This is a genomic window from Photobacterium sp. GSS17 (genome assembly GCF_028621875.1).
GTDB classification, from domain to species: domain Bacteria; phylum Pseudomonadota; class Gammaproteobacteria; order Enterobacterales; family Vibrionaceae; genus Photobacterium; species Photobacterium ganghwense.
This window is the reverse complement of the sequence record NZ_CP117517.1, coordinates 1477825-1503764: the sequence shown is the minus strand read 5'-3', so window position 1 is coordinate 1503764 and position 25940 is coordinate 1477825. Positions and strand designations below refer to the sequence as shown.

Annotated in this window: 20 protein-coding genes; 2 read left to right on the top strand and 18 right to left on the bottom strand. The window is 52.7% G+C overall.

Features of this window, described 5'->3' with window-relative positions; all coding sequences use genetic code 11:
* Positions 1-21: 21 nt before the first annotated feature.
* Both pfkB and fruB read right to left on the bottom strand, forming a co-directional pair.
* Complete coding sequence (pfkB, locus tag PGW97_RS06635; RefSeq protein WP_443147119.1) at positions 22-981, bottom strand: 1-phosphofructokinase; 960 nt, start codon at positions 979-981, stop codon at positions 22-24.
* Positions 981-2099, bottom strand: a complete 1119-nt coding sequence (gene fruB / locus PGW97_RS06630; protein ID WP_273859373.1) for a fused PTS fructose transporter subunit IIA/HPr protein — start codon at positions 2097-2099, stop codon at positions 981-983. Before fruB ends, pfkB begins: the two co-directional genes overlap by 1 nt.
* A 394-nt stretch (positions 2100-2493) precedes the next feature.
* On the opposite strand from fruB, the gene cra reads away from it, so the two are divergent.
* Positions 2494-3492, top strand: coding sequence for a catabolite repressor/activator (gene cra, locus PGW97_RS06625; RefSeq protein WP_273859371.1), 999 nt, complete (start codon positions 2494-2496; stop codon positions 3490-3492).
* 162 nt (positions 3493-3654) lie between these two features.
* Here the strand turns inward: cra and PGW97_RS06620 are convergent, their stop codons facing one another.
* The 12 genes from PGW97_RS06620 to PGW97_RS06565 form a co-directional block, all read right to left on the bottom strand.
* The gene (locus PGW97_RS06620) at positions 3655-5202 is read right to left on the bottom strand and encodes a GTPase family protein (RefSeq protein WP_273859370.1); all 1548 of its coding nucleotides are present in this window, start codon (positions 5200-5202) and stop codon (positions 3655-3657) included.
* Positions 5183-6349, bottom strand: coding sequence for a YcjF family protein (locus tag PGW97_RS06615; RefSeq protein ID WP_273859367.1), 1167 nt, complete (start codon positions 6347-6349; stop codon positions 5183-5185). Before PGW97_RS06615 ends, PGW97_RS06620 begins: the two co-directional genes overlap by 20 nt.
* Positions 6350-6551: 202 nt before the next feature.
* Positions 6552-7673 carry an AI-2E family transporter gene (locus PGW97_RS06610; protein ID WP_207103705.1) on the bottom strand — a complete coding sequence of 374 codons (1122 nt, stop codon included), beginning with the start codon at positions 7671-7673 and terminating at the stop codon, positions 6552-6554.
* The gene (locus PGW97_RS06605) at positions 7666-8337 is read right to left on the bottom strand and encodes a potassium channel family protein (protein WP_047885617.1); all 672 of its coding nucleotides are present in this window, start codon (positions 8335-8337) and stop codon (positions 7666-7668) included. The genes PGW97_RS06610 and PGW97_RS06605 overlap by 8 nt, the downstream gene beginning before the upstream one ends.
* Before the next feature lie 12 nt (positions 8338-8349).
* On the bottom strand, positions 8350-9240 hold the full coding sequence (locus PGW97_RS06600) for an HlyD family secretion protein (RefSeq protein ID WP_273859636.1): 891 nt from the start codon (positions 9238-9240) through the stop codon (positions 8350-8352).
* Between the two features lie 17 nt (positions 9241-9257).
* A complete protein-coding gene (locus PGW97_RS06595; RefSeq protein WP_207103209.1) occupies positions 9258-9461 on the bottom strand; it encodes a DUF1656 domain-containing protein in 204 nt (67 codons plus the stop codon).
* The gene (locus tag PGW97_RS06590; protein ID WP_217391736.1) at positions 9461-11062 is read right to left on the bottom strand and encodes a TolC family protein; all 1602 of its coding nucleotides are present in this window, start codon (positions 11060-11062) and stop codon (positions 9461-9463) included. The genes PGW97_RS06595 and PGW97_RS06590 overlap by 1 nt, the downstream gene beginning before the upstream one ends.
* Before the next feature lie 58 nt (positions 11063-11120).
* On the bottom strand, positions 11121-13418 hold the full coding sequence (locus tag PGW97_RS06585) for an FUSC family protein (RefSeq protein WP_273859635.1): 2298 nt from the start codon (positions 13416-13418) through the stop codon (positions 11121-11123).
* A gap of 667 nt (positions 13419-14085) precedes the next feature.
* Positions 14086-15402: an amidohydrolase gene (locus PGW97_RS06580; protein ID WP_273859363.1), complete on the bottom strand. Its 1317-nt coding sequence runs from the start codon at positions 15400-15402 to the stop codon at positions 14086-14088.
* Between the two features lie 37 nt (positions 15403-15439).
* On the bottom strand, positions 15440-16555 hold the full coding sequence (locus tag PGW97_RS06575; protein WP_273859362.1) for a lipocalin-like domain-containing protein: 1116 nt from the start codon (positions 16553-16555) through the stop codon (positions 15440-15442).
* Positions 16555-19011: an ABC transporter permease gene (locus PGW97_RS06570; protein WP_047885622.1), complete on the bottom strand. Its 2457-nt coding sequence runs from the start codon at positions 19009-19011 to the stop codon at positions 16555-16557. Before PGW97_RS06570 ends, PGW97_RS06575 begins: the two co-directional genes overlap by 1 nt.
* On the bottom strand, positions 18992-19663 hold the full coding sequence (locus PGW97_RS06565) for an ABC transporter ATP-binding protein (RefSeq protein ID WP_273859360.1): 672 nt from the start codon (positions 19661-19663) through the stop codon (positions 18992-18994). The genes PGW97_RS06570 and PGW97_RS06565 overlap by 20 nt, the downstream gene beginning before the upstream one ends.
* Positions 19664-19956: 293 nt before the next feature.
* On the opposite strand from PGW97_RS06565, the gene PGW97_RS06560 reads away from it, so the two are divergent.
* On the top strand, positions 19957-21417 hold the full coding sequence (locus PGW97_RS06560; RefSeq protein ID WP_273859359.1) for a DUF2867 domain-containing protein: 1461 nt from the start codon (positions 19957-19959) through the stop codon (positions 21415-21417).
* Between the two features lie 165 nt (positions 21418-21582).
* Here the strand turns inward: PGW97_RS06560 and PGW97_RS06555 are convergent, their stop codons facing one another.
* The 4 genes from PGW97_RS06555 to PGW97_RS06540 form a co-directional block, all read right to left on the bottom strand.
* Positions 21583-22272 carry a DUF2913 family protein gene (locus PGW97_RS06555; RefSeq protein WP_273859357.1) on the bottom strand — a complete coding sequence of 230 codons (690 nt, stop codon included), beginning with the start codon at positions 22270-22272 and terminating at the stop codon, positions 21583-21585.
* A gap of 8 nt (positions 22273-22280) precedes the next feature.
* Positions 22281-23471, bottom strand: a complete 1191-nt coding sequence (locus PGW97_RS06550; protein WP_207103216.1) for a Bcr/CflA family multidrug efflux MFS transporter — start codon at positions 23469-23471, stop codon at positions 22281-22283.
* Between the two features lie 188 nt (positions 23472-23659).
* Entirely contained in the window at positions 23660-25165 is a 1506-nt protein-coding gene (locus PGW97_RS06545) for a PepSY-associated TM helix domain-containing protein (RefSeq protein ID WP_273859355.1), read from the bottom strand.
* Between the two features lie 138 nt (positions 25166-25303).
* Entirely contained in the window at positions 25304-25675 is a 372-nt protein-coding gene (locus PGW97_RS06540; RefSeq protein WP_146149653.1) for a hypothetical protein, read from the bottom strand.
* Positions 25676-25940: the final 265 nt, after the last annotated feature.

Below are 25940 nucleotides of genomic sequence, written 5' to 3'. Positions count from 1 at the left end.
ATCAAAACCCTCTGATCCGCGTTAGCACGTCACGTTATCAATCCGGACACTTTCTTTTACTTTCAGCACTTGCTCGATGTCTTCCACACCGACGCCGACCTGACTCACGGCCAGCGCAGACAATGCCGTTGCAAAACTCAGTGTCTCTTCTTTGTTCCAGTTATTCAGGTGTCCCCAGCACAGCCCGGCTACTAATGTGTCACCGGCCCCGACAGTACTTACCACTTGCATTTTCGGTGGCTGAGAACGCAGCCAGCCGTCTTTGTCCAGCCACATCACCCCTTCAGCCCCCAGTGATACCACCACATTGGCGATCGCTTTGGTTGCCAGCTGCTCTGCGGCCGATTTAAGCTCTGCTTGATGAGCCAGCGGCTTGCCCGCCCAGTCAGACAATTCTTCATCATTGGGTTTCACCAGCCATGGTGCGGCTTCGAGACCCGCCGTCAGCGCGGCTTTGCTGCTGTCAAACAGCACTTGCTTGCCTTGCTCATGCAGTGTTGCAATCCATTGTGCGCATTGTTCAGGCGACAAACCGCGTGGCAGACTGCCTGATATAACAAACACATCGTGGGTTTCCGCCAGCGTAAACAAGGTGCGTTCGAACGCAGCAATGTCATCCGCCCCGACTTCAACGCCCGGGAAATTAATGTCGCTGACACGGCCGTCCTGCTCCACCAGCTTTACGTTTATACGGCTGGCACCTTTCACCCGGACAAAGGCATCTTCTGCTCCCAGCTCGGTAAACAGTTGACAGAAAGGCTCCTGATTATCCGCTCCCAGCAAACCGGTCACGGTCACTTTCGCCCCGAGTTCGGCCAGCACTTTGGCAACATTCACGCCTTTTCCGGCCGGATGCAGACTGCCGCTTTCCACCAGATTCACCGTGCCCGGCGTCAGGGATGCCAGATTACCGGTCAGATCCAGCGCCGGATTCAGGGTAACAGTGACAACACGTGGTGCATTTTGATTGACTTGACTCATCATCTGCCCTCACCCAGACCATCGGCAATGGCCTGACCAATAGCGGCCAGCGCCTCATCAGCGTCATCACCTTGCGCTGTAAAGGCCAGCTCATGACCTTGTTTAACCCCAAGGGCGATCACTTTCATCAGACTCTTGGCATTCACGGCTTTACCATCCCCATTCAGGTTGGCAACCAGAATGTTGGCATCAAATTTCTTCGCAACACTAACCAGCATCGCTCCCGGACGGGCATGCAGACCATGCGGGTTACGAATTTTGAACGTCTGGCTGTTGCCTTCAATCACTTCTTCGGTCAGCAGCGCAACGATCTTGTCAGCAGCAGAGGTGAACAGTTTGTCAGCCTGCTGCTTGTACAGCAGTTGCGCCAGGTAAGTGAGATTTTTTACATGTGCGCCATTACACGCAGCCACAAACAGCAAGCCGTTTACCGGCAGCCCCTCTTCCTTAAAGGCTGTAGCAGGAGTGACCAATGACAGCGTGGTACGAGTAACACCGGCTCGGCTTTTTGCCAGCCATAATCCCTGCCCCAGATACGTCGCGCCTGTTGCGATGGCTGCTGCCACGGTTTCGTTCGTGGCAGACTGACGGTTTTTCACCAAGCCGGCCGCCACGGCCGTCAGCTGAATCAGATCGGTCGCTGGGAACTCGAGCTGAATCAGTGAGTCATCAAAATCGGCTTCCAACTGTGTTTCACCGTTCAGAATCGCGATCAACCCTTCTGCGTTTTCTGCGGTACGCAGTTTTTCTTCCACGCCGTCAGCGGACAGCACTTTGGTCAGTTGCTTGAGAATGCCAAGGTGTTCATCCGATTTGGCAGCAATACCAATTGCCAGATACACGGTTTTGTCATCCCCCCAGCTGACGCCCTGCGGAAAATGATGAATACGCACGCCAGTCTGCTTAACCAGACCGCGGGTGTCTGTTGTACCGTGCGGAATCGCAATGCCGTTGCCAAGAAAAGTGGAATTCTGAGCCTCCCGATCCAGCATCCCCTTCACGTAACCCGTTTCAACCAGCCCCTGCTGCTCCAGACCGGCCGCAATGGCTTTGATGGCTTCCTGCTTGTCTGCCGCAGCTTGCTGTAGCTGAATATCTTTTGTCGATAATGTCAGCATGTATTCACTCCCATTCTGTTCAACCCGGTGAGGATGTCCTGCCTCTTCCCGTCTAAGTCTAGTCTACCCCTTGCTTACTGAATCGTTTCAGCAAAAGGGAAAATAAAAAGTTTCAGCACAATAAATGGAATAACTCGCTCTCTGCTGAAACCTTTCAGCTTGAATGCTGAATGGTTTCAGCTAATAATGCAAATGTGTTCGACGGTTCATGATTCAATCTATGATCCGCCGCACAAAACAGGATCGGGAAGCCGTTACCCTAGCCATTCAGGATCCATGATCCTGAGAGGCTCACCGGGGCGAATGCCTTTTCGGAACGAGACAGCCTTTGCGTATGCCGACCAAGCCAGTAGAATGCAACGGTCTGCCTACCTCGTTAAGAAAAAGAAATCACATGAAGCTAGACGAAATTGCCAAACTTGCCGGAGTCTCCCGCACGACAGCCAGCTACGTCATTAACGGCAAAGCGGAGAAATACCGCATCAGTGACAAAACCCAGCAAAAAGTCATGGCGGTGGTTAACGAACATAACTTCCGTCCGGATCATGCGGCCACGTCACTGCGGGCAGGCAGCAGCCGTTCGTTTGGCCTGATCATTCCCGATCTGGAAAACAGCAGCTATGCCAAACTGGCAAAACTGCTGGAGAGCAATGTTCGTCAGGCGGGTTATCAGCTGATCATCTCCTGCTCTGATGATGATCCGGAGACCGAAATGAAAGTGGCTGACACCTTGTTAAGCCGTCGCATTGATGCCCTGCTTGTGGCCAGTTCGCTGCCCAGTGACAATGCGTTTTACAAACGGATTCAGGCCAGCGGTGTGCCGGTGGTTGCCATCGACCGTGCACTTGATGATGAAGTGTTTGCCAGTGTGATCAGTGAGGATCTGAACGGAGCCTATGCCCTGACGCTTAGCCTGTTGCAGGAAGAGGTATCCAGTATTGGCCTGATCGGCGCAGTACCTGAGCTGGGTGTGTCCCGTGAACGTGAACAGGGTTTCCTGTCGGCAGTTCGAACTTACAGTCAGCAGAAAGATCAGCCTGAAGTGAAAACCCTGATTGCCAATGGCGATCATTTCAGCCAGAAGCAAGGGCAATACCTGGTGGAACAATGGATTCAGCAGGACATCATGCCAGATGCGATTCTGGCCACGTCTTACACCCTGTTTGAAGGGGTTCTCGATGCCCTGCTGGCAAATCCTTCCCTGATGCAGTGCACGCGACTGGCAACATTTGGTGATAACCGGTTACTGGATTTTCTGCCGATGAAAATACAGTCGCTGCCTCAGCAATTTGAACTGATTGCGGACAGTGCGCTGGAGCTGACACTCAATGCGATTGCGGGACGTTACCGGGCGGGCGTTGAGGTGATCCCGCGCAAAATCATTAATCGTTAATCGTTAATCGTTAATCGTTAATCGTTAATCAGAAAAACAGTTCAGAACAATAATTCAGAAGAACAGTTATCGCCGACTGTTCCGTGGAAACGGCGATAACTGCTTACTCATGGCGTTTAAGTTTTGCATTTATGACAAATGCACCGCTCACAAATACAGTAATCAGGTAAACCACTGACTCAGAGCGACTTTACTCAGTCGATACAGCCGTTTTGCCTGATCGCCTAACGCGCCACGCGCATGCTCAAGCCGACGCCGGTTGAGCTGTGTATTAACGCCATCCTCAAACGCTGCTAGCAGGCTTTCCCCCACTTTCTCCAGCTGATAGGCCGGTTGCTGATCTGGCATGGCAATCACCACTGCATCATCCGGCTGCAACTGAGCGATGTTGTACGCCAGTGCCGCCTGAATATTCTCAGCTTTCCGGTTGGTCGGCTGGTCCAAACGATATGGAGGATCCCATTCGGTAACCGGCGACAGACGATCCACCTGATTCAGCAGCATGATGATTTTAGGCCGCTTGCGGCTGCGATGTTCCGGTTGCTGATAAAAAACATCAAGCTCCTGTTTGAAGGCGACATCAAGCTGTCTGGCCGGTTGATTGGCTTTTACGACCCAGAGCACCACATCGCTGTTCGTCACCTGTTTCAGCAGTAATTTCTGATTGGCTTCGGTTCCGTCTATCCCGGGCAGATCCACCAGATGAATACAATCAATGCCTTCCACCTCGCATTTATGGATCACTACACTGTCAGTTGTCGGAATAGCATTCACCTCGGCGACCAGGTTTCCGATAAAGGCATTAATCAGCGACGATTTACCGGCACTGATCTGCCCCAGCAGAGCGACCCGCAACGGCTCGATTTCGGCCGCAAGGTGACTCTGATCGGTTTCGTGGCCATGACTTTCCCCCAGTTCATCGTCAGCCAGAGCAAACCGGCCGCTGTACAGGTCGATGGCAACTGAGATCACCTCCTGCATCAGCACCTTCTTCAGTTTGTACTGTACGTCCACGTTCACTTCATCAAACAGGTAACCCAGCACTTGTCCCCGGGCTTCAGCAATCCATCCGGCAGGCGTGACCAGTCGAAACAACCGGTAAACATCATAGACCTGTTTGGCCGTATCCAGCTTCTCTTTGTACAGGTAACCCTGTTTAAGGGTTGACAGTTTCAGCTGCTCGGCAAAAGGCACATGGTTGAGCAGAAACCGGCGGTATCGCTGACTGACGTTTTCCAGCATCAGCAAAAACTCCGGCGCAGTAAAAGCCAGCGCCTTCCCCTGCCGTTCTGGATGGTATTGCCCGGCCACTTCCATCGCCAAATCTGTGCCCAGTTCACGCAGTGAAGGCCAGGTCGTGGTTTTATCAAGCCTTGCATCCAGCTCTCGGTTCACCGCTTGCCAGACCTCGCGTTCGAAGCTGCCCCATTCACCAGAAGGCGCAACCTGATAGTCCCCTTCCAGCTCGAAATCGGTCATCGCTTCCACGTTAGCCCGGCGTCGCTGTAAGCTGAGATAACCGATTAGCACCAGCAAGGCCGATCCGGCCAGCACCAAAGACAGCAGTAACCAATAGTCATTCTGAAACACACTGACCAGCCCGAGCCCGGCCAGCACCAGTAACGGCAGCGTCAGGGCTGCCATGAGCAACGGCACGACACCGGCGGACAGACGAGATAACATCCCGAGGCTATTTTTTGTTCTTTTCATTATGATCTCCGGCCTTGTCGCGCAATCCGTTAACGCCACTGGCTTTTACCTGTTTCAGTGCCTCTTCAAACACGCTTTTCACGTCCTGCGCAGTCACCGATTCCCCTTTGCTTAGGTGGTAGAGGTACTTACAGGCGGCACGCCCGATGGCATAGGTCATGGCAAAGCTGACCGCAACAGCCACCGCGCTGCCGACGGTCTGGCCATACACTGGTACCAGCTTGACGATTTGTCTGACCCCGAGTTTGGTCAGGTACTTAAGGGCAAATGTTCCTCCCAGCAGACCGACAAACTCGACAAAACGCTGCCGTGTCCATGTCACGCCATAGTGACAGCCCAAACTGTGCAGCATTTTGCCCTGAATAGCCGGAACCGAAACCAGCCCTACCGCGGGCAACGCATCGGATGCCCCCGCTGTACCGGCATACCACAATACTTCCCGCTGCAAGGTCGCAAAATTCCTGTGTTCCACGTCTTTATGCTGCTGCTCCTGACGCAGCAAATACAACACCGGCATCAACTCGGCCAGCTGCGCCGTAAGGGCTGACCAGCCATGCAGTGCCTGCGAACCAGTACTATCCGAAGACTCAAAAACAGCAAAATCCACCTCGACCGAAGTGAACGACTTACCCCAGACTGCCGTGACCTGCGCCTGGTTATGGGCTATCGCCTGCTGGCGCTGATCACGTTGCGGAATGGATAAACAACCGGTATGCACCAGCAGCAACGACTGGATTCGGGCATCTTTACGGATTTTTTCCAACGCGCGCAACACGTCACCCTGCTCAGGCTCTTCAGCTTTCATGACGACGATCAGTGCATGGCTCTGACTCAGGCAGGCGGCAATGTCTTCTGCCGGATCATAACTGGCTTCCGCCAGTCCCCGAGTATCAAGAAATCGAATGATCGGATTATCCTGCGGAAATGCATAAGCCACTGAGGTTTGCGTGCAGGGTTGAAAACCATTGCCGATTTCAATTGCGCTGTTTCCGGTCACGGATTCAATCAGAGAAGACTTGCCCGCACCGGTTTTTCCCAGTAACCAGAGCGTGGGCAACTGGGCTTCCCATTGCTCACTGGCGGGAGAAAGATCAGGATTTTTGGATGGATTCAGGTATTGATAAATTTGTTCAAAGAACTGCTGCATGACAACCCCGTTGCTTGCGATACTGCGACCACGATAACAGACTCAAAAGGTTTCATATAGCAACTGTATAGTGCTGCTGGTAATAGAATAACGCCCTCGGTAGCCAGATAGCGACTTTACCACCGGGTGTGACCAAACGAACATTACCAGGCGGTTGGATAAACTCAGCCCCATCGTCAGGTGACAGACGGGGCTAATAACGTCAGTCCTCGGTATTTTGGGCCGTCTCGTCAGCCTTTTCAGGCTGGCCGACCGGGGTTCTCACCCAATGGGTGAACAGTTCGTACCAGATAGCCAGTACTACGGCTCCCACAAACAAACCGATGATTCCCGAGACCAGCATCCCGCCGATGGCACCAATCAGGATAACCGGCATAGGTATTTCGACGCCCCGTCCCATTAGCATGGGTTTCAGGATATTGTCCGACAACCCAGCCAGCAGAACCCAGACCGTAAAGATGGTCGCCGGCGTCGTATCCATGTACGAAAAGACATAAATGATCACCGGCAGCACAATGATCAGTGCCGGTAACTGGGCAATCGCCAAAATAAAGACCAGCAGTGTCAGACCGCCTGCCGCCGGAATGCCGAAGACGAAAAACGCCGCGCCAATCAGAATGGCCTGAATAAAGGCCACCCCAACCACGCCCAGTAACACACTGCGAATCGTTGCGGCAATCAGGCTTGCCCACTGTTCCCCTTTCGGGCCGGCTATCCGTATCGACACGGTTTTGACCGCTTTCGACATGGACTCCGCATTGGCCATAAAGGCGGCGGCAATCAGCAGGGAAATGACGGACATCACCACCGTGAGCACCCCGCTTCCAAGGATGCCCGCAAACGCCCCGACGGCGGTTTTAATCTGTGGCAGATAATTGGTGATGGCTTGCTCCAGATTGGTAGAGAATAATGACCAAATACTGTAGAGCTTGTCCCCTATCACCGGAATAGCCGCTATCCGGTCGGTCGGGCCGGGAATACGAATCTCTCCGGCCTGAAACACCTCCGTGAGCCTGATAATGCCATCATAAATTGACCCCATGACCAGAATCAGCGGCACAATCAGCACCAGCACACCGAGCAATGCCAGCAGCGTGGCGGCCAGACTTTCCTTGCCGTTGAGCCAGTTGGCCAGCTTTTTGGTCACCGGCATCAGCGCCACCGCAATAATAGCCCCCCACAGCACCGGGATAAGAAAGGGTTTAATGATGTCATAGGTCCACACGACCAGCACAAACAGCAAACCAATTCGAATGGCTGACTCGACCATGTTGTTGATAAAGGCACTGCTCGATTCTGAGTGTTGCGGATTTTGATTATTCATCATGCTTTTCCTGATTACTCTGACTGGCACCAACAAGGCTGGCTACCACAATAGCCATATAGAACACACCGGCAATCGCTTCCAGATACACGACAACCTGAGCAAACGGCGTCACCGGGCTGATATCACCGTAGCCCAGCGTTGTAAGGGTCACGAAGCTGAAGTAAGCAACATTGGTAAAGTTCAGCCCCCAATCCTGATATTCCAGCCCGTCAAAAGAACTAGGCGAAAATTCCAGAATTAACAAATAAAGAATCGCCCATATCAGCCCCAGCAACAGAAAGAGCGCGAGCGAGCCAACCACTTTGTTGTTATCAATCGAGCCCGTGAACAAGATCTGCCGAACAATGGCTTTAAAGGTGCCGATAAAAAACATGAGCATCAACAACATCATGGCAATGTCGACCTGCGTAATGCCGAAGACATTTTTGCTGATTGCCAATACGACCCAGATAATCATGATAGTCATCAAAAAACGATACCATCCGACGGCAAAGCGGAGGCTGATCAGGCAGACGAGAAAAGTAAAAATCGTGATGGCCTGAAAAATTGTGTCCAACCAGTTCTGTTTAATGACCATGCCGAGTGACGTGGAAATCAACAAAATGATCAGGGCCAACGTCATGTAGTAGAAATTGTTCTGCTCGGTGATTTTTCGCCCCATCCTACTGCCTCCTCATTGGTTCTGTTGCTTATCTGATTGGTCGAGGACCATGACCGACGCTGTCATACCGAATCGCAGGTGAACCCCTTCCGGCAGATCGCCAACCGTAATGCGCACCGGAATACGCTGTGCCAGCCGAATCCACTGGAAAACCGGGTTAACGTTAGGCAACAGGTTATAACCGACACTGCCGTCCTGCGGGGCAATCCCCCAACCCAGCGAGTCGACCACCGCATCAATTGGCTGCTCCGGATACGCCATCAGCGTCACTTTGGCATCATCCCCGATGTGAATACGAGACAGCTCATTTTCACGGAAGTACGCAAACACCCAGAAGCTGTTAACATCCACCAGCGCCAGCAACGGCTGATTCGCGACGGCCTGCGTTCCCTCCCGGATATCCAAGTTAGACACATAGCCATCGACCGAAGCCACTATCCGGGTAAACTCAAGATTCAGTTTAGCCGCATGTACTTTCTGCTCCGCAATACGAATTTGCACCAGCGATTCCTGATAGCTGATTTCCCTACGGGTTAAGTCTTTCAGCGACACCGCGCCACGATCTTTAGCCTGAATATCCAACAACCGGTCGTATTCGATTTTTTTACCCTTGGCGCTGATACGGGAGCGCTCCAGTGCCGATTCAGCCTGAGACAGCGCAACATCAAAGGTGGTCGGGTCAATTTCAAACAGCAAATCCCCTTTGCGCACAAACTGGTTGTCTTTCACCGCCACCGTTACCACCGGGCCGGAAACCCGCGGTGCCACTTTCACAATATTGGCCCTGACCTGTCCGTTTCGGGTCCAGGGATTGGCAAAATACTCCTCGTATTTCTGGTAGCCGAAATACACCGCCCCGCCAATGATCAGGACATTAATCAGCACCACGATGAGCTTTTTAATTTTTTTCATAGCTGCACCTAAAAACGGATAAAGTAGGCATCCACTGCCACGATGTAGAACACGACAAACGCCAGAAAAGTGACCGACGGAAAGGCAATCAGTCGGGACAACCGCGTGGCATTCAGCACCATCACGGTCACCCAGGCAGCCACAATGGCAATGACCACCACCAGCAAAAACGGGGAAAAATACACATCTCCCCACGATAATTCATATGGCATCAGGGTCCTCCCGGATAACGTTGCTTGGCCGGGTCAATCGGATCCCCGAACGGGGATTTGGCCGGCGTGACCGGTTCCGGCGCCCACGGCGGCAGTGTTGTCTCTTCCAGCATGTCACCCCAGTCGGTGCGCTCCGCCATTTTTTCGCGGGTTGCCTCACTGACGAATGCCTTGCCGGTATTGGCTTCCCAGCCGCCGCCCAGCGATTTGTAAAGCGCCACAACCTGCGTCGCGACACTGCCTTTCACAATGGCGTAGTTATCTTCACTGCGGGTCATCTTCTCGACAGAATCCAGTAATCGCTCAAAGCTAATCTGACCGTTCTGGTACTGGGTCAGTGAGATGTTAAAGGCCCGAACCGAGGCATCCACAGAGTTAAACGCCAGCAGTTTCTGCTCACGGTTAAGCTGATAAGACTCCAGGGCATTCGTGACTTCCTGCACCGCCAGCAACACCTGCCGGTTGTAGTTGGTCAGGGTTTCCTCGAAACGGGCATCTTCCAGCCGGATATTATTTTTCACCCTGCCGTACTGAAAAATGTTCCAGGAAAAAGAAGGCCCCATTTGCAGGTTCAAGGCTTTACTGGAAGAAAAGTCACCACCGGCCGGTACTGTGCTGTCAAAACCAATGGCACCAAAGAGCGTAAACTGCGGATACAGGTCTGCCTGAGCGATCCCTATCCGGCTGCTTTGCGCATGTGCCTGTAACTCCGCCAACTGCAAGTCCGGGCGCCGCAACACCAGGGATGCTTCAATGCGTGGCTGAACCCGCGGCGGAACCGGTATCAGGGACAATTGATCATAGTTTTCAGACAGTCGGCTGTTGAGGTGGGTCTCATACTTGTTATCAAAGGCAGCGACTTTTGCCCTGACGGCGGGACTCTTCAGCAAGATCTCCACGTCGTCCGGCAGCATTCCCAGCAACACAGCCAGCGCATTACGGGACTGTATCAAACCGATTTTCAAGCTGGGCAAGGCAGACTGAGTGTTATACAGCTGGGTGTTCGCCTGCTGTACATCGAGCTCCGTCACATCGCCCGATTCATACTGCACCTGGGTAATTTTGGCGACCCGTTTCTGGATATCGATGTTACGCAGCGACAGCAGAATACGCTCTTCGAAGGTGCGGTAGTTGATGTAATTGCGGACCACTTCCGCCGTAATGGTCACCAGCACATCATGATAAGAGGCAATAGAGGCATACATTGCCGCTTCTGCCGATTCTACGCCCCGCACGTAACGCCCCCAGACATCAAGCTCCCAGGCCGCATCAAACGTCAGGTTGGTATTATCGAAAGTTTGTTCCGACTGATAGACCTTTGCCAGTCGCCCGGATACCGTCTGCCGTTGTGGATACCGCAATCCGTCAGCCACCCCTAATGCCGCTCTGGCCTGCAGAATCCGCAAACCGGCCGCGGTCAGATCCAAATTCTGCTGCGCCGCCAAATCAACCAGATGATTGAGGTTAGGGTCGTTAAACTGCTGCCACCAGCGTGCGGTCTGCGTCTGGCTGAGCTGATAATCCCTCTGATCCCAACTGGCAGGCAACGGCACCGGATCAACTCCGGTAAAATTCGGCCCCAGTACGGTACAACCGGGCATGGAGGCCAAGACACCCACGAGAAACCAGACATTCAGTTTGCCTGTCACGCCTTTCCCCTTAAAAACGTGTCATGCGAAGTGCCGACCAGGGAACCTGATCATGGGCACGCTTACATAACATCAATGATTCAAATAAGTTTTTCTTCAAGTTTAGGAAAAAATAAAATCCGGCAATGTCTTTACTGCTGTGCTTTTCCAGCACGATATGCTCAAAATACTGATCCAACCGATGTTCCAGTTCATGATAATCCTGCCGGAGATCTTCCGATTCATGTGGTGGTGGATCCCTCTTCTCCGGTGCAGCCATCAGAGATTTAGCGACCGCCGGTAAAATTTGGTCCCGGTGTTTTTTCTGTGCATTAAGCACAATTTCGTTGTCGCTCAGCTTTGACTTGCCCCGATCCAGCATTAATAAATGATGCTGAAATACCTCACACGCAGCGATAAACGCTGCCATGTCCTGCTGATCGATATCGGGAAACGACTTTGTCGGTACTTTCTGGCTCCAGACCTTCATTTTACCCAGCGTGGCCTGCATGGTGACCCGATGCCACCGGCGCAGAATACGATCCCGAATTGTCAGCTTTGGCTTTTGCATCAGCCGGAATAAGCGATAGCAGTGGCGGAAAAAACGTTCGCGGAAAATCAGCATCAGCGCTTCGGGGCGGCTGGTAAACGGCAGGTAATGCGACAAAATTACCGTGAACGTAATGAGATAAAACATCGTCACTATGGTGATGGTGATATTGAAGTTGTACACCATAGTGTTGTTGATACCGATCGTGAACATCCCAAGCAGGAAGAAGATCGTGACCGGCCCTTTCAGCAGGTAGAAACCAATAAATGTATACAGAAAAATGAATACGGCCAGTTCTGAGCCTATGGTCAGCTGTGGCAGGATAAAAACATAGGAAGGCACAGAAAACGCAAACCCGAGGGTAAACAGAATCAGCAACAGCACCGGGTGTATCGGCATATAAGACAGCAGCGAAACCAGCAAGGCGCTGTATATCACCACATTGTATCCACCGGGTGGATTGAAATTGATCCAGAATGCGGCGGCCAGCCAGTAGGTCAGCAGTACCTTTATCGAAGTTTTGGCATTTTCAGCATCCCACCAGCGGAAGTCAGGTGTGGCGGCAGGCGTTGGCAGATCCAACCCTAATCCGCCCGTCACCGAATCAATACTGCTGATGCAGGTGCGCAACTGACACAGTTTTTCCTGAAGCTGACCAAGCAGATAATTCAGCGTGATCGCTTCGCCACGATAGAGATGGCTCGCCTGTTTCAGTACATCACCATCACACTCTATCGGTTCAAGTGCCACAAGCGGATACACTTCTTTGCTCTCCCACGCTTCCGGCAAGCTGGCAAACAGCGCCGTAATCTCTTCACAGCGGGCAGAAAAATCACGGATATAATGCTCCGGGTGCCCCCCGGCGCGGGGATGCTGTCTGGCAGCCATCGCGAGCAAATCTGTGATTTGGCTGAATAACGCCTGAGCACCGTCCCATTCCGTTTTATAGGCAGAAATTTCACTGCAATCGGCATTCAGGGTCTGATACCGGGTATCAAAGGCTTTCTGAGCGGCAAACATCGCTTGTGTTAATGCCATTAAATCTGTGTGAGAAGCGTTTTTATCTGCTTCCGGCGAGATATGAGGCTGGGCCTGAGTCTGAGTCTGCGGAGCACTCCCTGAACCTGCATCGGAAACAATTCGCTCGGTATCCGTGCTGCGACTCTTATCGGTCTGAAATTCCGCCGATTGGCTTTTGTCCGCCATGTGGCTAACCGTTTCTGATGACGGGGATTCCGGCGGTTGGCAGATAGCATCAAATAACGCTTTCTGCGCCGCGGCCAGTGCGTCAGCCATCTGATGCAAGTTTTGCTCTACCCGGGGTGGAAACAAAAAGATCCCAATCAGGGTGTACACCACCACACCAAACACAGTCATATAAATACGTTCGATGCCGTAAAGAAACGCGCCCTGTGCATCACCACCGTGATACATTATCAGCGTGGTGACCCCGGTGAGCATGAACAAGGTGGGATCATTGAGATAGGCAGAGCGAATATAGAAAACCACTGTCACGACCAGCGACACCACCAGCAGATACAGCATGCGGTCTTGCGCGAACATGCCCACCAGCACCAGTCCGATAAAGCCACCGAGCAGAGTGCCTAGAACCCGCAATGTCCCCTTCGCCAGCGATTCACGCCGACTGCCGGTTGATGCAATCAACATGACTGTCGTGGCTGCTGTTGACGGGTTACTCCAGCCCATCGCCATGGGGAACAAGTAGGCAAATGTCAGACTGACCGCCACACGGAAGGCAAATTTGAACTTATCGCTCAGACAAAAAGGGATCAGCCACGTAGATGGCCGGGTCATCACAATTTCTGATTCGGCTGAGTTGCTGCCTTCTGTACTGGACAAGTGCGGCTCCCTCATGTGAACGACAACGCGTTGGGCTTAGGTCCGTGAAATTAAAGTCTGTGAAATTAAAGTCTGTGAAACTCAAATCAATAAAACTCAGGCACTCTGGATACTGCGGATCGAAATGCAGTTCGGAGTCACTAGTTCGGCGCTGACAAAGCTTCCTGACGGTTTCCCGTCGGCGCATGACAATGAAAGTTATTTTTCTTTAACCATAGAAATAATATGCGCTTTTTGAAAAATTTTTGTGCTGAACCTTAAACAAATTCGTTTCAGTATAAAAAAGACCCCGAAACTTTCGCTTCAGGGTCTGTCGGAGGTGTCCTTACAATGAGCAAGGCTATCGCTGAGGTCTGTATATCGGTTTGTCTCTAACCTTGTAGAGCTAACCCTGTGGAACATTTGTGCCAGATATTAGGCCGGAAATTGGTTGGCTTAATTCATTGCTACTCAGGCTGTGCTCCCGTGCTATGTTTTTGAGCTGTGATCTTGTATCTATACTCGTAGCTATGCTTGAATCTATGCTCGTAGCTAGCTTGAATACATGCTGATAACTATGGCTCTTAAACTACTTTATTGAGCTATTTCACTGGGACGCGTCATTCAACTGCGCTTCCCGTTGCAAGCTACTGATCGCATTCAGAAACAAACGCACAGCAGGCAACATACGGCTTTCATCAATATCAAAATCGCCGTTGTGGTGGCCAGCTGTCAGGTCTGAACCAATCAGGCAGTACACCGCCTTACCACCGTTCGCCTGCACCCGATCAACCAGATAACCGGCGTCTTCACTGGCACCGAAATCTTTCTCACGCATCACATCGGCAAAGCCGCTCGGTTTCCCCAAGCGTTCCAGCAGATTCACCATCTCGACATCGTTTTCCAGCCCAATCGCTTCACCTTGTGGCCGGATCTCCACCTGCACGTTGTGCATCTGCCCTGCGGCCTTGGCGATCGTTTCAACCTGCTGGAACATATACGCGTTCAGCTCGCGATTTTCACCGCGGGTTTCCCCCATCAGCACCGCATTTGCCGGAATCACGTTGCGCCCGTCACCGGCATGCATCTGGCCAACGTTCACCCGTGTCATCCCGTCACGGTGACGGGGAATCGCCAGCATCTGAGTCACAGCCGTACAGGCCGCCGCGAGGGCGTTGTGACCGGCGTTAGGTTCAATACCGGCGTGAGCCGGTTTACCGGTAAAGTGCAGGTCAAACTTGGAACTGCACAGGAAATGCTGAGGGTCACACACCAGCGTCCCGCTCGGCACATTCATTCCGATATGGGCGGCAAAAAGGTAATCCACATCGTCCAGCCAGCCACTTTCAGCAATGGCTTTACCGGCGCGACAGCCTTCTTCTGCCGGTTGGAACAGCAGCTTGATGGTACCTGTCATCTGAGATGTGTTGGCTGCCAGAATTTCTGCGATCCCAAGACCAATCGAGCTATGGGCATCATGGCCACAGGCATGGGTCACGCCCGGCTCCAGCGACGCAAAGCCCAGAAAACGGGGACGATGTGAGTCATTCTGGCTTTCCATCACTTCAACAGCATCAATGTCAAAACGCATGGCAATGACCGGCCCCGGTTTACCGGTATCAAGAATGGCACCGACACCGGTAATGCCGTTCATTCTGGCCATGTAGCGCTCATCCGCACCCCAGACCATTGCACGCTGCTGCGCTTGCGCCACCAGCGTTTCATCCCGCCCCATGATGGCATCCCGATGAATGATTTCATCGCTGAAACACAGGGTATATCCCAGCGCTTCCAGGTGACCGGCAATCCGGCTAGTCGTGAAAAATTCCCGCCAGGCAGCTTCCGGGTAACGGTGAAATTCCCGGCGAAAATTCATTAAGCGTTGGGTCAGCGACGATTCATCGAATTGTAAGTTAGTTAACACGTGTGTCTTCCTATTCGTTTCCTACGGCGTGCCGGCATTAATAGCCGGTCAGTTCCATATATCCTTGTCCTGAATGGCTGCCCGTTACTTTCACAGGTCCTTCCCAGTATGAAAAGATAAACGGCAACCATTGTTCCTTGCGGACAGTATCCACTTTCAGTTGTATTTGATAAGCAGGTAACTCAATGTACCAGGCGTGAGGGTAACTGTGTCCCTCATCGTTAGTCGTAAAAGACACGGGCGACAGCTTAATATCTTCCGGCTTCAGCCCCTGAGTACGCCCATCCGGCCAACTGAGGGAGCCAAAATAATACGGACGGTGATCTTTTTCCCTGATCTGGTACAGCATCAGGGCACGACCGTCATCAAGGTGAATCGCAAACCAGTCCCAGCCCAGCTGGCTGTCTGACAGTCCGACACTGCTCCATTCCCGATCCAGCCAACCCTTACCTTCGACGTGGTAAAGTTTGCCGTCCAGCTCCAGTTCACCCTTCAGTGTCAGAAACGGCGCGCTGTAATAGTAAGAAGCGATCGGCTGAGTAGCATGTTTGCGGTTATAACCCTGATCGCCCTGCAGCACCAACGGACCGGTTTGCGTGATCTCCAGCTTACCCGCCATGTCCGGCTTGGGTGACTCCCCGTCAGCAAAGGTCAGTGTCGAGGGAAACGGTGAGTCGCTGTGAGACAACCATAACCAGTTATCCAGCCAGGCACGAAACGGCCGTCCGGTGACTCCGGCCTGACCAATCCCGCCACGGGCAAAGCGTTCTGCCGCCCAGAGCTTCTTCTCACCGGTGACCACCAGATGTGCCATATAACGTTGCGGATCTTGCCAGCCATTACCCGGTTGAGTCGATACGGCGTTGCGGAACAATGTCCATTGCAAGCCAAACTCTTCCCCGGTTTCACTTTTCAGGTTCGCAGTGAGATACCACCATTCATTGCGAAATTCCGGATGTGGCAGGTGATCCTGCGGAAATGTCAGCCTGACTCCCGGTTCGACTCGCGCAAACTGCTCACCACTTTCCTGACTGAGCATCACAATAGCCTGATCTTCGGGGTCGGACTCCGTCTCACACCCCTGCAGCGTCAGCAGACAGGCGGCCATCAGCAAAAATACCGGCAGCAGGCTGAGGGTTGATAGTGTGCGCATCAGAATGACTCCCGCAAAGACAGAATGGCTGACCGCTTCACCAACCGCCAGACCGGCCAGGCTCCGGCCAGCAACAGGACAAACAAGGCGGAGCCCAATGACATCAGGTAGTCGACCGGAAAATATTCGACCGGCATCGTCCAGCCAAACGAGTATTTGAGCACCACATCAATCAGCAACTGCGCCAGAATCAGCCCCAACGGCAGTGCAATCAGCGCGGTCATCACCCCGATCAGCAGCAACTGGCCGCCGCCCAGCAAGGCTAACTCGCGTCCGGTCATGCCCATGCAACGTAACAGAGCAAACTGGCGCTGACGCGATAACTCACCGGCAACCGTCGCAAAAAACAGACCGCAGACTGCGACAAACAGGGTCAGCTTACCCAAAGTGGCCGTGACCACAAAAGTACGGTCGAACACCCGCATGGCCTGTACCATCAGCTCGGCATTGTTGCGCACCCGCTCAGGTGGCAGACGGAATGTCTCCCCCAACTTTTTCATCATGCTCATGGTGTCAGCCCCTGGCTGCAGATGAATAGCCAGCCCAACCTGACCACGGTGCGGCCACAACTGCTGCCAGCGTTTGTGCGGAATAATCACCTGACCATGCGGGTTGCCGTAGTCGTAATACACGCCCGCGATCAACCATTTCTGGTTCAGCGGTGCAGGCATATCAATCACCTGACCCGGTTCCCAGTTATGTTTAATGGCCAGCGACTCACTGACCAGCATTGCCCGGCCATAATGCAGCCGCTGCCAGTATTCCGGCATGGCGACTTTAATGGCCAGCGCGGCTTTTTCTTCTTGGGTGCCGCCTACGCTGACCACCTGCAGTTTGCCGTAATCAGAAGGAATGGTATGACGCCATTGCCACCAGACCTGATCCACTTCTTCCTGCTTTTCCAGCCAGCTGGCAATGCGTGGTGCTACATTCGCCGATGGACGCACATAAATGTCCGCCGCCAATCGCTGATCCAGCCACACCTTGGTCGTATGGCGGAAACTGCCGGTCATGGTTTCCATCCCGATATTGGAAGCCAGAGCCAGCATGAAAGCCATTGCTGCTACCCCCCGATAGCTGAGGCTGGCCGCGGCATCGGAGAAAAACCAACGCAGACGTGCCGAACGGACGACAACGCCCAGCAACCGGAACAGTTGCCACAACAGATAAGGCATGCCTAATGCCGATGCAATCAGAATGCAGGCAATCAAAACAAACCCGGCCTGCTGTCCATGTGGCAGCTGATAAATACCATAGGCCGCTACCACAAACAAACAGGAAACCAGCGCCTGAATCGCAAACTCACGCCCGCTGAAACGCACCAACGACATATGTGTGGCCAGTCGTGCCGGCGGCGTTCGAATCAACCGTATCAGCGGCCAGCCACAGGCCAGCAGGCAACCCAGCAAGGCAATCAGCACCGAGGCAACGCCCCATTCCCAGTGCCAGCTGACTGACAGGCTGACGTTTGCACCGTACAAATTGTTCAATGTCTCGGCGACCGATGGCAGCAGTTGTTCGGCCAACATCAGGCCCAGCAGATTTCCGCCCACCAGCCCGAGCACAATCCAGACCAGCAATTCCACAATCAGGGCTTTGGCCAGTTGCAGAGAAGATACCCCAGCCTGACGCATCAGCCCTACCAACGGCTGGCGCTGCGTCAGCGATAACGACATCGCCTGATAAAAAATGAACAGTCCGACCACAAAGGCCAGCATTCCCATCGCAAATAGGTTCAGGTGAAACGCATTGGTCAGCGGTTCCAATCCGGCCGCTTCTTCTTTTTCCAGCTTAAGGGCAATTGGCAACTGACTTTCCAGACGGCGTAGTGCCTGCGGTGTCATCTTGCCGCACAGGATAGCGGTCAGGCCTGAGCCCGGCTGAATACTGCGCAGCAGGCTCATGTCCGCCAGCATACGGGGGCCGTTGATCCGCTCTTCATCCACCACATGAACAGGCCCGAGCTGACGCCCGTTTTCCAGCGTCAGGGGCTGGCCGTCTTCGATGCCCATGTAATTAGCCAGATGAGCCCCCACCATGATGGGATACGGCGGCTGCATCAGCTGCATGATCTGGTTCTGATTACGTGACGATAATAAAGAGGCACCGTTAAACAAGGCGACCGGATCGATCCCGACGATTTCCACATCGCGTCCGTCTTGAGTGACGACCCGGATCTGATCCATAGGTACACACTGTTTGAACCCGTCACGGCGAAGCTGGATATAAAACCCTTGCGGGACTTTCAGGGACGGCTGAGCATGGCGAATACGGTAGGGATAAGGATTGGAAAACAGTTGCTCACCGTCGCGGTAGCTTTCTCTGGCCTGCTGGTTGACACCCATAACGCCCACCAGCAGTGCGATACCCAGTGTCAGGCCAAACCAGACCAGTACTATTTGCAGGGGGTGGCGTTTGTAGTGCCCCCATAGCGCCTTAGCTACGGGGTTTGACATGCAACTGCCCTCCCTGAAGGCGAATACAGCCGTTCATGTGATCGGCCACTTTGTGGCTGTGGGTCACCAGCAGCAACGTGCAATCCAGCTGTTTGGTCAGACGCACCAGCAGGCGGATCACTGCGTCGGCATTTCGCTCATCCAGACTGCCGGTCGGTTCATCGGCCAGCAGGATCTGCGGTTCCATGTATAACGCGCGGGCAATCGCGGTACGCTGTTGCTGACCGCCGGACATCTCCTCAGGATAACGGCCCAGCAGCGGCATCAAATCTAGTGCAGAAATAATCTGACGCCAGAGCACAGGATCTTCATCCATCCCTTTCAGCTGTCGACAAAAACGGATATTGTCGGCCGTGGTTAAGGTAGGCAGCAGATTAAACTGCTGGAAAACGAGGCCGATATTGTTCCTGCGAAACGCCGTTCGGGCCCGCTCAGGGATAGCATGAATAGGCTGGTCACCGAGCCAGATTTCTCCGGCATCAGCGGTATCCAGCCCGGCGATCAGATTCAGCAACGTACTTTTGCCGGAACCACTTTCACCCATGAGTGCGAGTTGTTCACCTTGGTCTAATTCCAACTCAGCCCCTTGCAAAACAGAATGGTATTCATCACCATCCAGATAGCCTTTGCAAAGATTGACCAGTCGTAGCATGTGTATCCCCAAATTCAGGAAAGCAATTTGACGGGGGAATGTACTGTAATCCCTGTGTGGGTAAAAAGAGAATCGGGAAAAATCAGCGGTTCTTGTTATTTATTCAACAAATTCACCGCAATTTATCCAAATCTCATACACTTCCCGTCAAAAATTCATAAAAACAAGCCACTTAGCTATTTGGTTGCCCTAAGTGTTCTTTCTCAATTGTACCCTATTGGGCCCAAATAACTAACCCTTGTCACATTTTTCCACTACAGTGAATAGAGTCAGACACAAGGAGTAAGTGGCTTATGGGACAAACAATTTTGGTTGTTGGCGCTTCTGGATACGTTGGCAGCCACCTTGTTCCTGAACTGGCAAATGCCGGTTACCGCGTTAAAGCCACTGCAAGAAATATTAAACTGTTAGAACAACGAGGCTGGCAGGAAATCGACAACATTGAGATCCACCAACTGGATCTGGATACCCCCGACAACCTCGACACACTCCTTTCTAATACTGACATCGTTTTCTTTCTGGTACATGGCATGAATCACGGCCATGACTTTATTGATTTCGAAGCGCATGTTGCCCGAAATTTCAGTCAGGCGCTAAAACAAAGTACCGTAAAACGGGTGATCTATCTGGGCGCTTTGCAACCCAAAGAAGGTCACTCATCCCACCTTGCCGCACGCAAAGCGACTGGCGAAATTCTCAGAGAAAGCGGTATTCCCGTTACCGAACTGCGAGCCGGCATTATCGTTGGCCCGGGATCTGCCGCATTCGAAGTGATGCGGGACTTTGTCTATCATTTCCCGGTCCTGATCACGCCAAACTGGGTGCACACCCATAACTCGCCGATTGCGCTGCGCAACCTGCTCTATTATCTGATGGCATTATTGAAGTTTAACCCCTGCCGCCATCAGATCATGGACATTGCCGGTCCGGAGCCTCTGACTTATGCCACACAGTTGAGAAAAATCGGTCAGCGTGCCGGTAAAACAGTGCGGATTCTGCCCCTGCCCTTTTTGTCGCCGAAGTTTGCCGCGCTCTGGCTGCGTTTTGTCACGTCAGTTCCGACCAACATCGCCAGAGCCTTAATTGGCGGGATCAGTCTGGATCTTAAAGCAGACGGTTCAGCCATACAGTCGCTGATCCCGCAACGTCTGCTCAGTTACGACGAAGCCGTTGATGAATCACTCAGTCATGAAACCGAAGTCGTACGCAGCGAAATTTGGGGGTTCGATCCCGATGCCCTCGCCCGCTGGCAACCCGGTTACGGCTATTACGCCAAGCAGGCGGGCTATACCTTAAAAACCGATGCGACAGCCGAGCAGCTATGGCATCAGGTGCAACTTGTCGGAGGCAAAGAAGGGTATTTTTTTGCCAACATGTTGTGGCGGATTCGGGAATGGATGGACTGGTGTATCGGTGGTGATGCGCTGAAACGCTATCGGCGGGATCCGGAAAACTTGAAACTGGGAGACAAGGTCGATTCCTGGAAAGTCATCAACATAGAGCCAGGCCGCTTCCTTTCCCTGCTGTTTGGCATGAAAGCACCAGGGCTGGGACGGCTCGAATTTACCATTGATGATCATGGCGATCACCGTACGTTGGATATTCGCGCCTGGTGGCACCCGGCAGGGTTTTCCGGGTTACTGTACTGGTTTGCCATGATGCCGGCCCACCTGTTCATTTTCCGCGGCATGACGCACGCTGTGGTTAAACGCTGTAAGGCCACAGCGCAGGAAGGCAAAACGGAAACCATCTGAACTTCTCACCTTCTGGTTAAGCTCGAAGGCATACAAAGAAATTCCATAGCGGCGATGCCCACTCACTGATTCCTTGAAAAAAGCGATATTCCAAGCAAAGATGCAAGACAAAAAAGCCTGTGAGAAAACAAAAAACGAGCCTCTCAGAGGCTCGTTTTCATCGGGTTACTGGTGCTGAACCGGAATCTCAGGAATGGACGGCCCGGCATTGCGCGGATACAAAATGTACTCACCGTGATATTTCACGATGGATTTATAATCGGTCACTTTAAACAGCAACAGGCCGTGCTGATACGCCACTTCAACCAGCTCACGCACATCGCCACGAACAAACAGCGACAGGGGTTTTACCATCAAGCTGTCGGCTGTGTCACCGTCAAATCCCAGTTTCGACTGAGTCGCACACACTACCAGCGATGCCTGACCGTCGGTGTGATGCGTCACCTTGCGGTTGACCTCATATTCCGTCGTGACCAGCCAGTCTTTTTCGGTCAGAGACGCATACAGCCCTGTCAGTTGTGAACGCGTAATGTCAGCGGCCTTCTCTTCAACCGCCTGTTCTGCCTCGTCACCCTTTTGGCGCGGCACACCGGCATAAGTGGCCTGAATCTGCTGAAACTGCTGCTTCATCTGGGCCTTTGTACCCTGACTGCGCGCCTGTTTCTGCCAGCTCACCAGTGTTGTGGCAACACTGTGATCATAGCGCTGCTGTTTGATCGCCTTGGTCACCCAAGCACTGAGAAAATGCGTTTCACTCACCGGGTTATTCGGCGTTTTACCGCTGCGGATGGCTTCCGCCAGTTCGTTTAACCCGTCGGAGACCAGCTTGCTGAGCTCCTCAATATATACAGCCATGTGTTTCCTTATGCGTTTCGGGAAAATAACCAATAAAAGCCCGCAGATAATACTGCACATAACGCCATGGTCAATGCCATTGGCCACGCTGTCGCATCCGGCATGGCTGCAACCAGACTACCAATAACCGAACCGGTACCAAATCGCATTGTGCCCGCCAGTGAAGACGCTGTTCCCGCCATGTGCGGATACTTCGCCAGCAAGCACGCCATGGTGTTACTCCCGATGATCGAAATAGTACCAACATACAGCATCACCGGCACAACAACGCCCCACAGCCCCAGATCAAACACCTGACCGATAACCAGCCCTGCTCCGGCGATCAATTGAACCCCCAGACCAAAACGCAGCATCCAGTGCGACCCTTTTTTGCGTACCAGACGGCCATTCAGGCTGGTCATCAGAATCAGGCAGACAATGTTAAGGCCAAACAGCAAACCAAAGTTTTCAGTGCTGACCTGATACAAATCGATATAAACGAATGAGCCGACCGTCAGGAAAGTAAACATCCCGGCAAACGAGAAACCGCTGCTGAAGATCAGACCGACGGCTTCTGGTGTCACCAGCATCCGGGCATAGTTCCGCAAACTGGCGCCGAGATGAAACGGCAGGCGTTTTTCTACCGGCAGGGTTTCGGGTACTTTTCCCAGCACCGCCAGAATGATGATGACGGCAAACAGTGCCAACACCCAGAAAATAGAACGCCAGCCCAGCCATATCGACAGATAGCCACCGATCATCGGGGCAGCAAGCGGCGCAATCGTCATGACCAGGGTGATAAACGACATGGTGCGGGCAAACTCTTCCCGCTCAAACATATCCCGCACCAGCGCCTGAATAATGACCGCAGCAGCCGCTCCGGCAAAACCCTGAGCAGCACGTACCCATGTCAGCTGAGTAATATCCTGACTGAGCGCACTGACCACTGCCGCCGCAGCGAACAGCAACACCCCGATCATCAGTACCGGACGTCGCCCGTAGCTGTCTGCCAAAGGTCCGTGTAATAACTGACCAATCGCAAAGCCAGCAGTATAGGCCGTCAGAGTTACCTGCACAGCACCGGGTACAACCCCGAGATCTCTGGCAATGCTCGGCATCGCCGGCAGATACATATCAATCGCCAGCGGCGTCAGCGCTGCTATCGCCCCCAGGATCAGAATCATTTGAAAACTCAGCCTAGGGCTGTCGGATGTGGTCATAAAATCTCAATGCAGAAGATGAGGAAAAAGAGAGCTATTGTACGATGAATTTCATCATTTCACTCTTTCCTAATAGGAAATGATAAGTTTCTGATGAATTGATCTTGATCACAGGTATAAAAATAAGCAAGCCCCGGTTCGGGGCTTGCTTATTACATTAGAACAGTTTTTCCGTGACGAGCGGTTAATCAGCCGAGGAATCTCGATAATGGTGCAACACGTGAGATAACCAGCCAGTCCAGCACCAGAACCGTCACAATCGCCAGGCCTGCAAGCGGAAAACAAACACCAAGTACGGCGATCACTACCATTGCGCCTTTCCAGAGTGCCGGATCATTAGGTGCTGGCGGAGGTGACAGACTCAGCTTGCCTTTCGGGCGACGTAACCACCACATCACAATGCCGCTCAGGCTGATCAGAACAAAGGACAGACACAATACCGTGTTCACCGCTTTATTTGCATACCCCATATCGCCCTCATGCAGGGCAATTCCCCATGCCATTGTTTTCGCCATCGCGGTGTAGTCAGCATATTTCACATCAGCCAGCACCTTGCCGCTGTATTGATCAATATGCATGGTGCGATCCTGCGTGGCGTCGGTAATGTCTTTCCCCATGGTACTGGCCATGATGGTGTAAACACCGGTTGCGCTCTGCGGCAGATTCAGACGGTAGTTCGTGAACCCTTCCTGACGGGCAAAAGCCGTCACGCTATCAATGTTGACGTTGCCGACGATGCCCTGTTGCAGCGGACGAGCCGGTACTGATGTCATCATATGATGACCTGCATGATGGCTGGCCGCATTCGCCGTGTCGGCTGCCGTCCCGGTCATCTCTTCCTCAGTGATAACGGACATGGGCATTGGCGTTTGCTCAAGGTTCCACGGCACCTCTTCCGCTTCACCATGATTCATTGCCGCATGGGTAACATCCGACAACGGCGCATCACCAAAGACCCCGGCAGGAAAACTGTTCCATGCCTGAACCATTTTACTGCCCCATACACCCGACCAGGAAAGGCCGGAGAGTAAAAACAACAGCAGGAACACTCCCGTTACTACCCCGACATTGGCGTGAGCGTCTCGCCAGAAGGTTCGCTTGCCCTGCCCCAAACGTAGCCGGAACATCCCTGCGCGGCTGGCATTGTCGCGTGGCCACCACAGGTACAACCCGCTGACCAGCAAGATCACCCCGAAGCTGGCGGCCAGTTCAATCAGACGATCTCCGGTTTCACCAATGAGGAGTGTGCCGTGAATATCATTCGCCAACTGATACATGGTGTTATCACGCGGGATACTGCCGAGCACCTGCGCCTGATAAGGGTTTACCGTGACAAACAGCCCTTCGCCCTGTTGGGTAACAACGGCAAAACGGCTGACATCCTCAGGGGTTTTCGGCGGGAGGTATTGCTTTATGGTTGCCTCAGGAAACTGCTGGCGAACCACCTCCAGCTGCTGGCTAACCGATATTATCGGCCCGGCAGGTTCTACATGTAACAGGTTCTGATAGCGGTAATTTTCAAGGGTGCCGGCATACATCATCATCAAACCGGTAATCGCCAGCATGATAAGAAACGGCGCGACATACAATCCGGCGTAAAAATGCCAGCGCCATGCCGTCCGATAAAATGCCCGGCGTTGAGACAGGGGCGATTGAATGTCAGATGCAGAGACCTGACACTGAGAAGTGTTCATGGTATTTCCTTTACAAAGCTGCTTTTTTAAACACACAACAAAAAACGGCTCCGCCTACTGCGCGATAAGAAGTCGCATCAGCAACGAAGTCGATGATGAATGTGTCTGATTTTTTATTTTATTGAGAGAAGTTCAGGCTTAGCTGAAAGATGATGTGATGACGACCGGCGGGGCTCGGGTGATAAAAAAGGCATACTCCCAGCCTTGGGGAGTAAAGTGATACCGGTACGGGGCCAGTTCCTGATGCTTAACACCAGGGTCAAGCCATCGGTCATCAGCATGAGCCAAACTGAATAAACCAATGGGACATTGCCCGTGGGTGTCATGCTGGAACTGCTGGGTTTGCCCGTCAGCCAGTTTCACCAACTTGAAGCCACTTAAGGTACAGAGAGAAGCCCACACACCAACAGGTTGGTTATGGGCGTTGACAACCGGCATAGCAACGAGCACAAACCAGCTCAGCAGGCTGGCCAGAAACATCGTTCTGATATAAGGCGTTCTCGGTTGCATCGTTCCCTGTTGCATAAGTATTCGTAACGAAGATAGGGACGAGATAGTAAAAAGATTGGATACTGTTTACAACCAAATGTAAGAAATTAGTGACATTGTTAACAGGAAATCAGGCGTCCCATAAGCATGTCGCCAGGACACGACTTTTCTTGTCTGATTGTTCGGTGAAAATGCGAAGAAGTTGAAGAAGTGAAGAAGTGAAGAAGTGAAGAAGTGAGAGAGTAAAAATAAAAACTGAATGATGTGGCACCCTGACCGGGCCAAG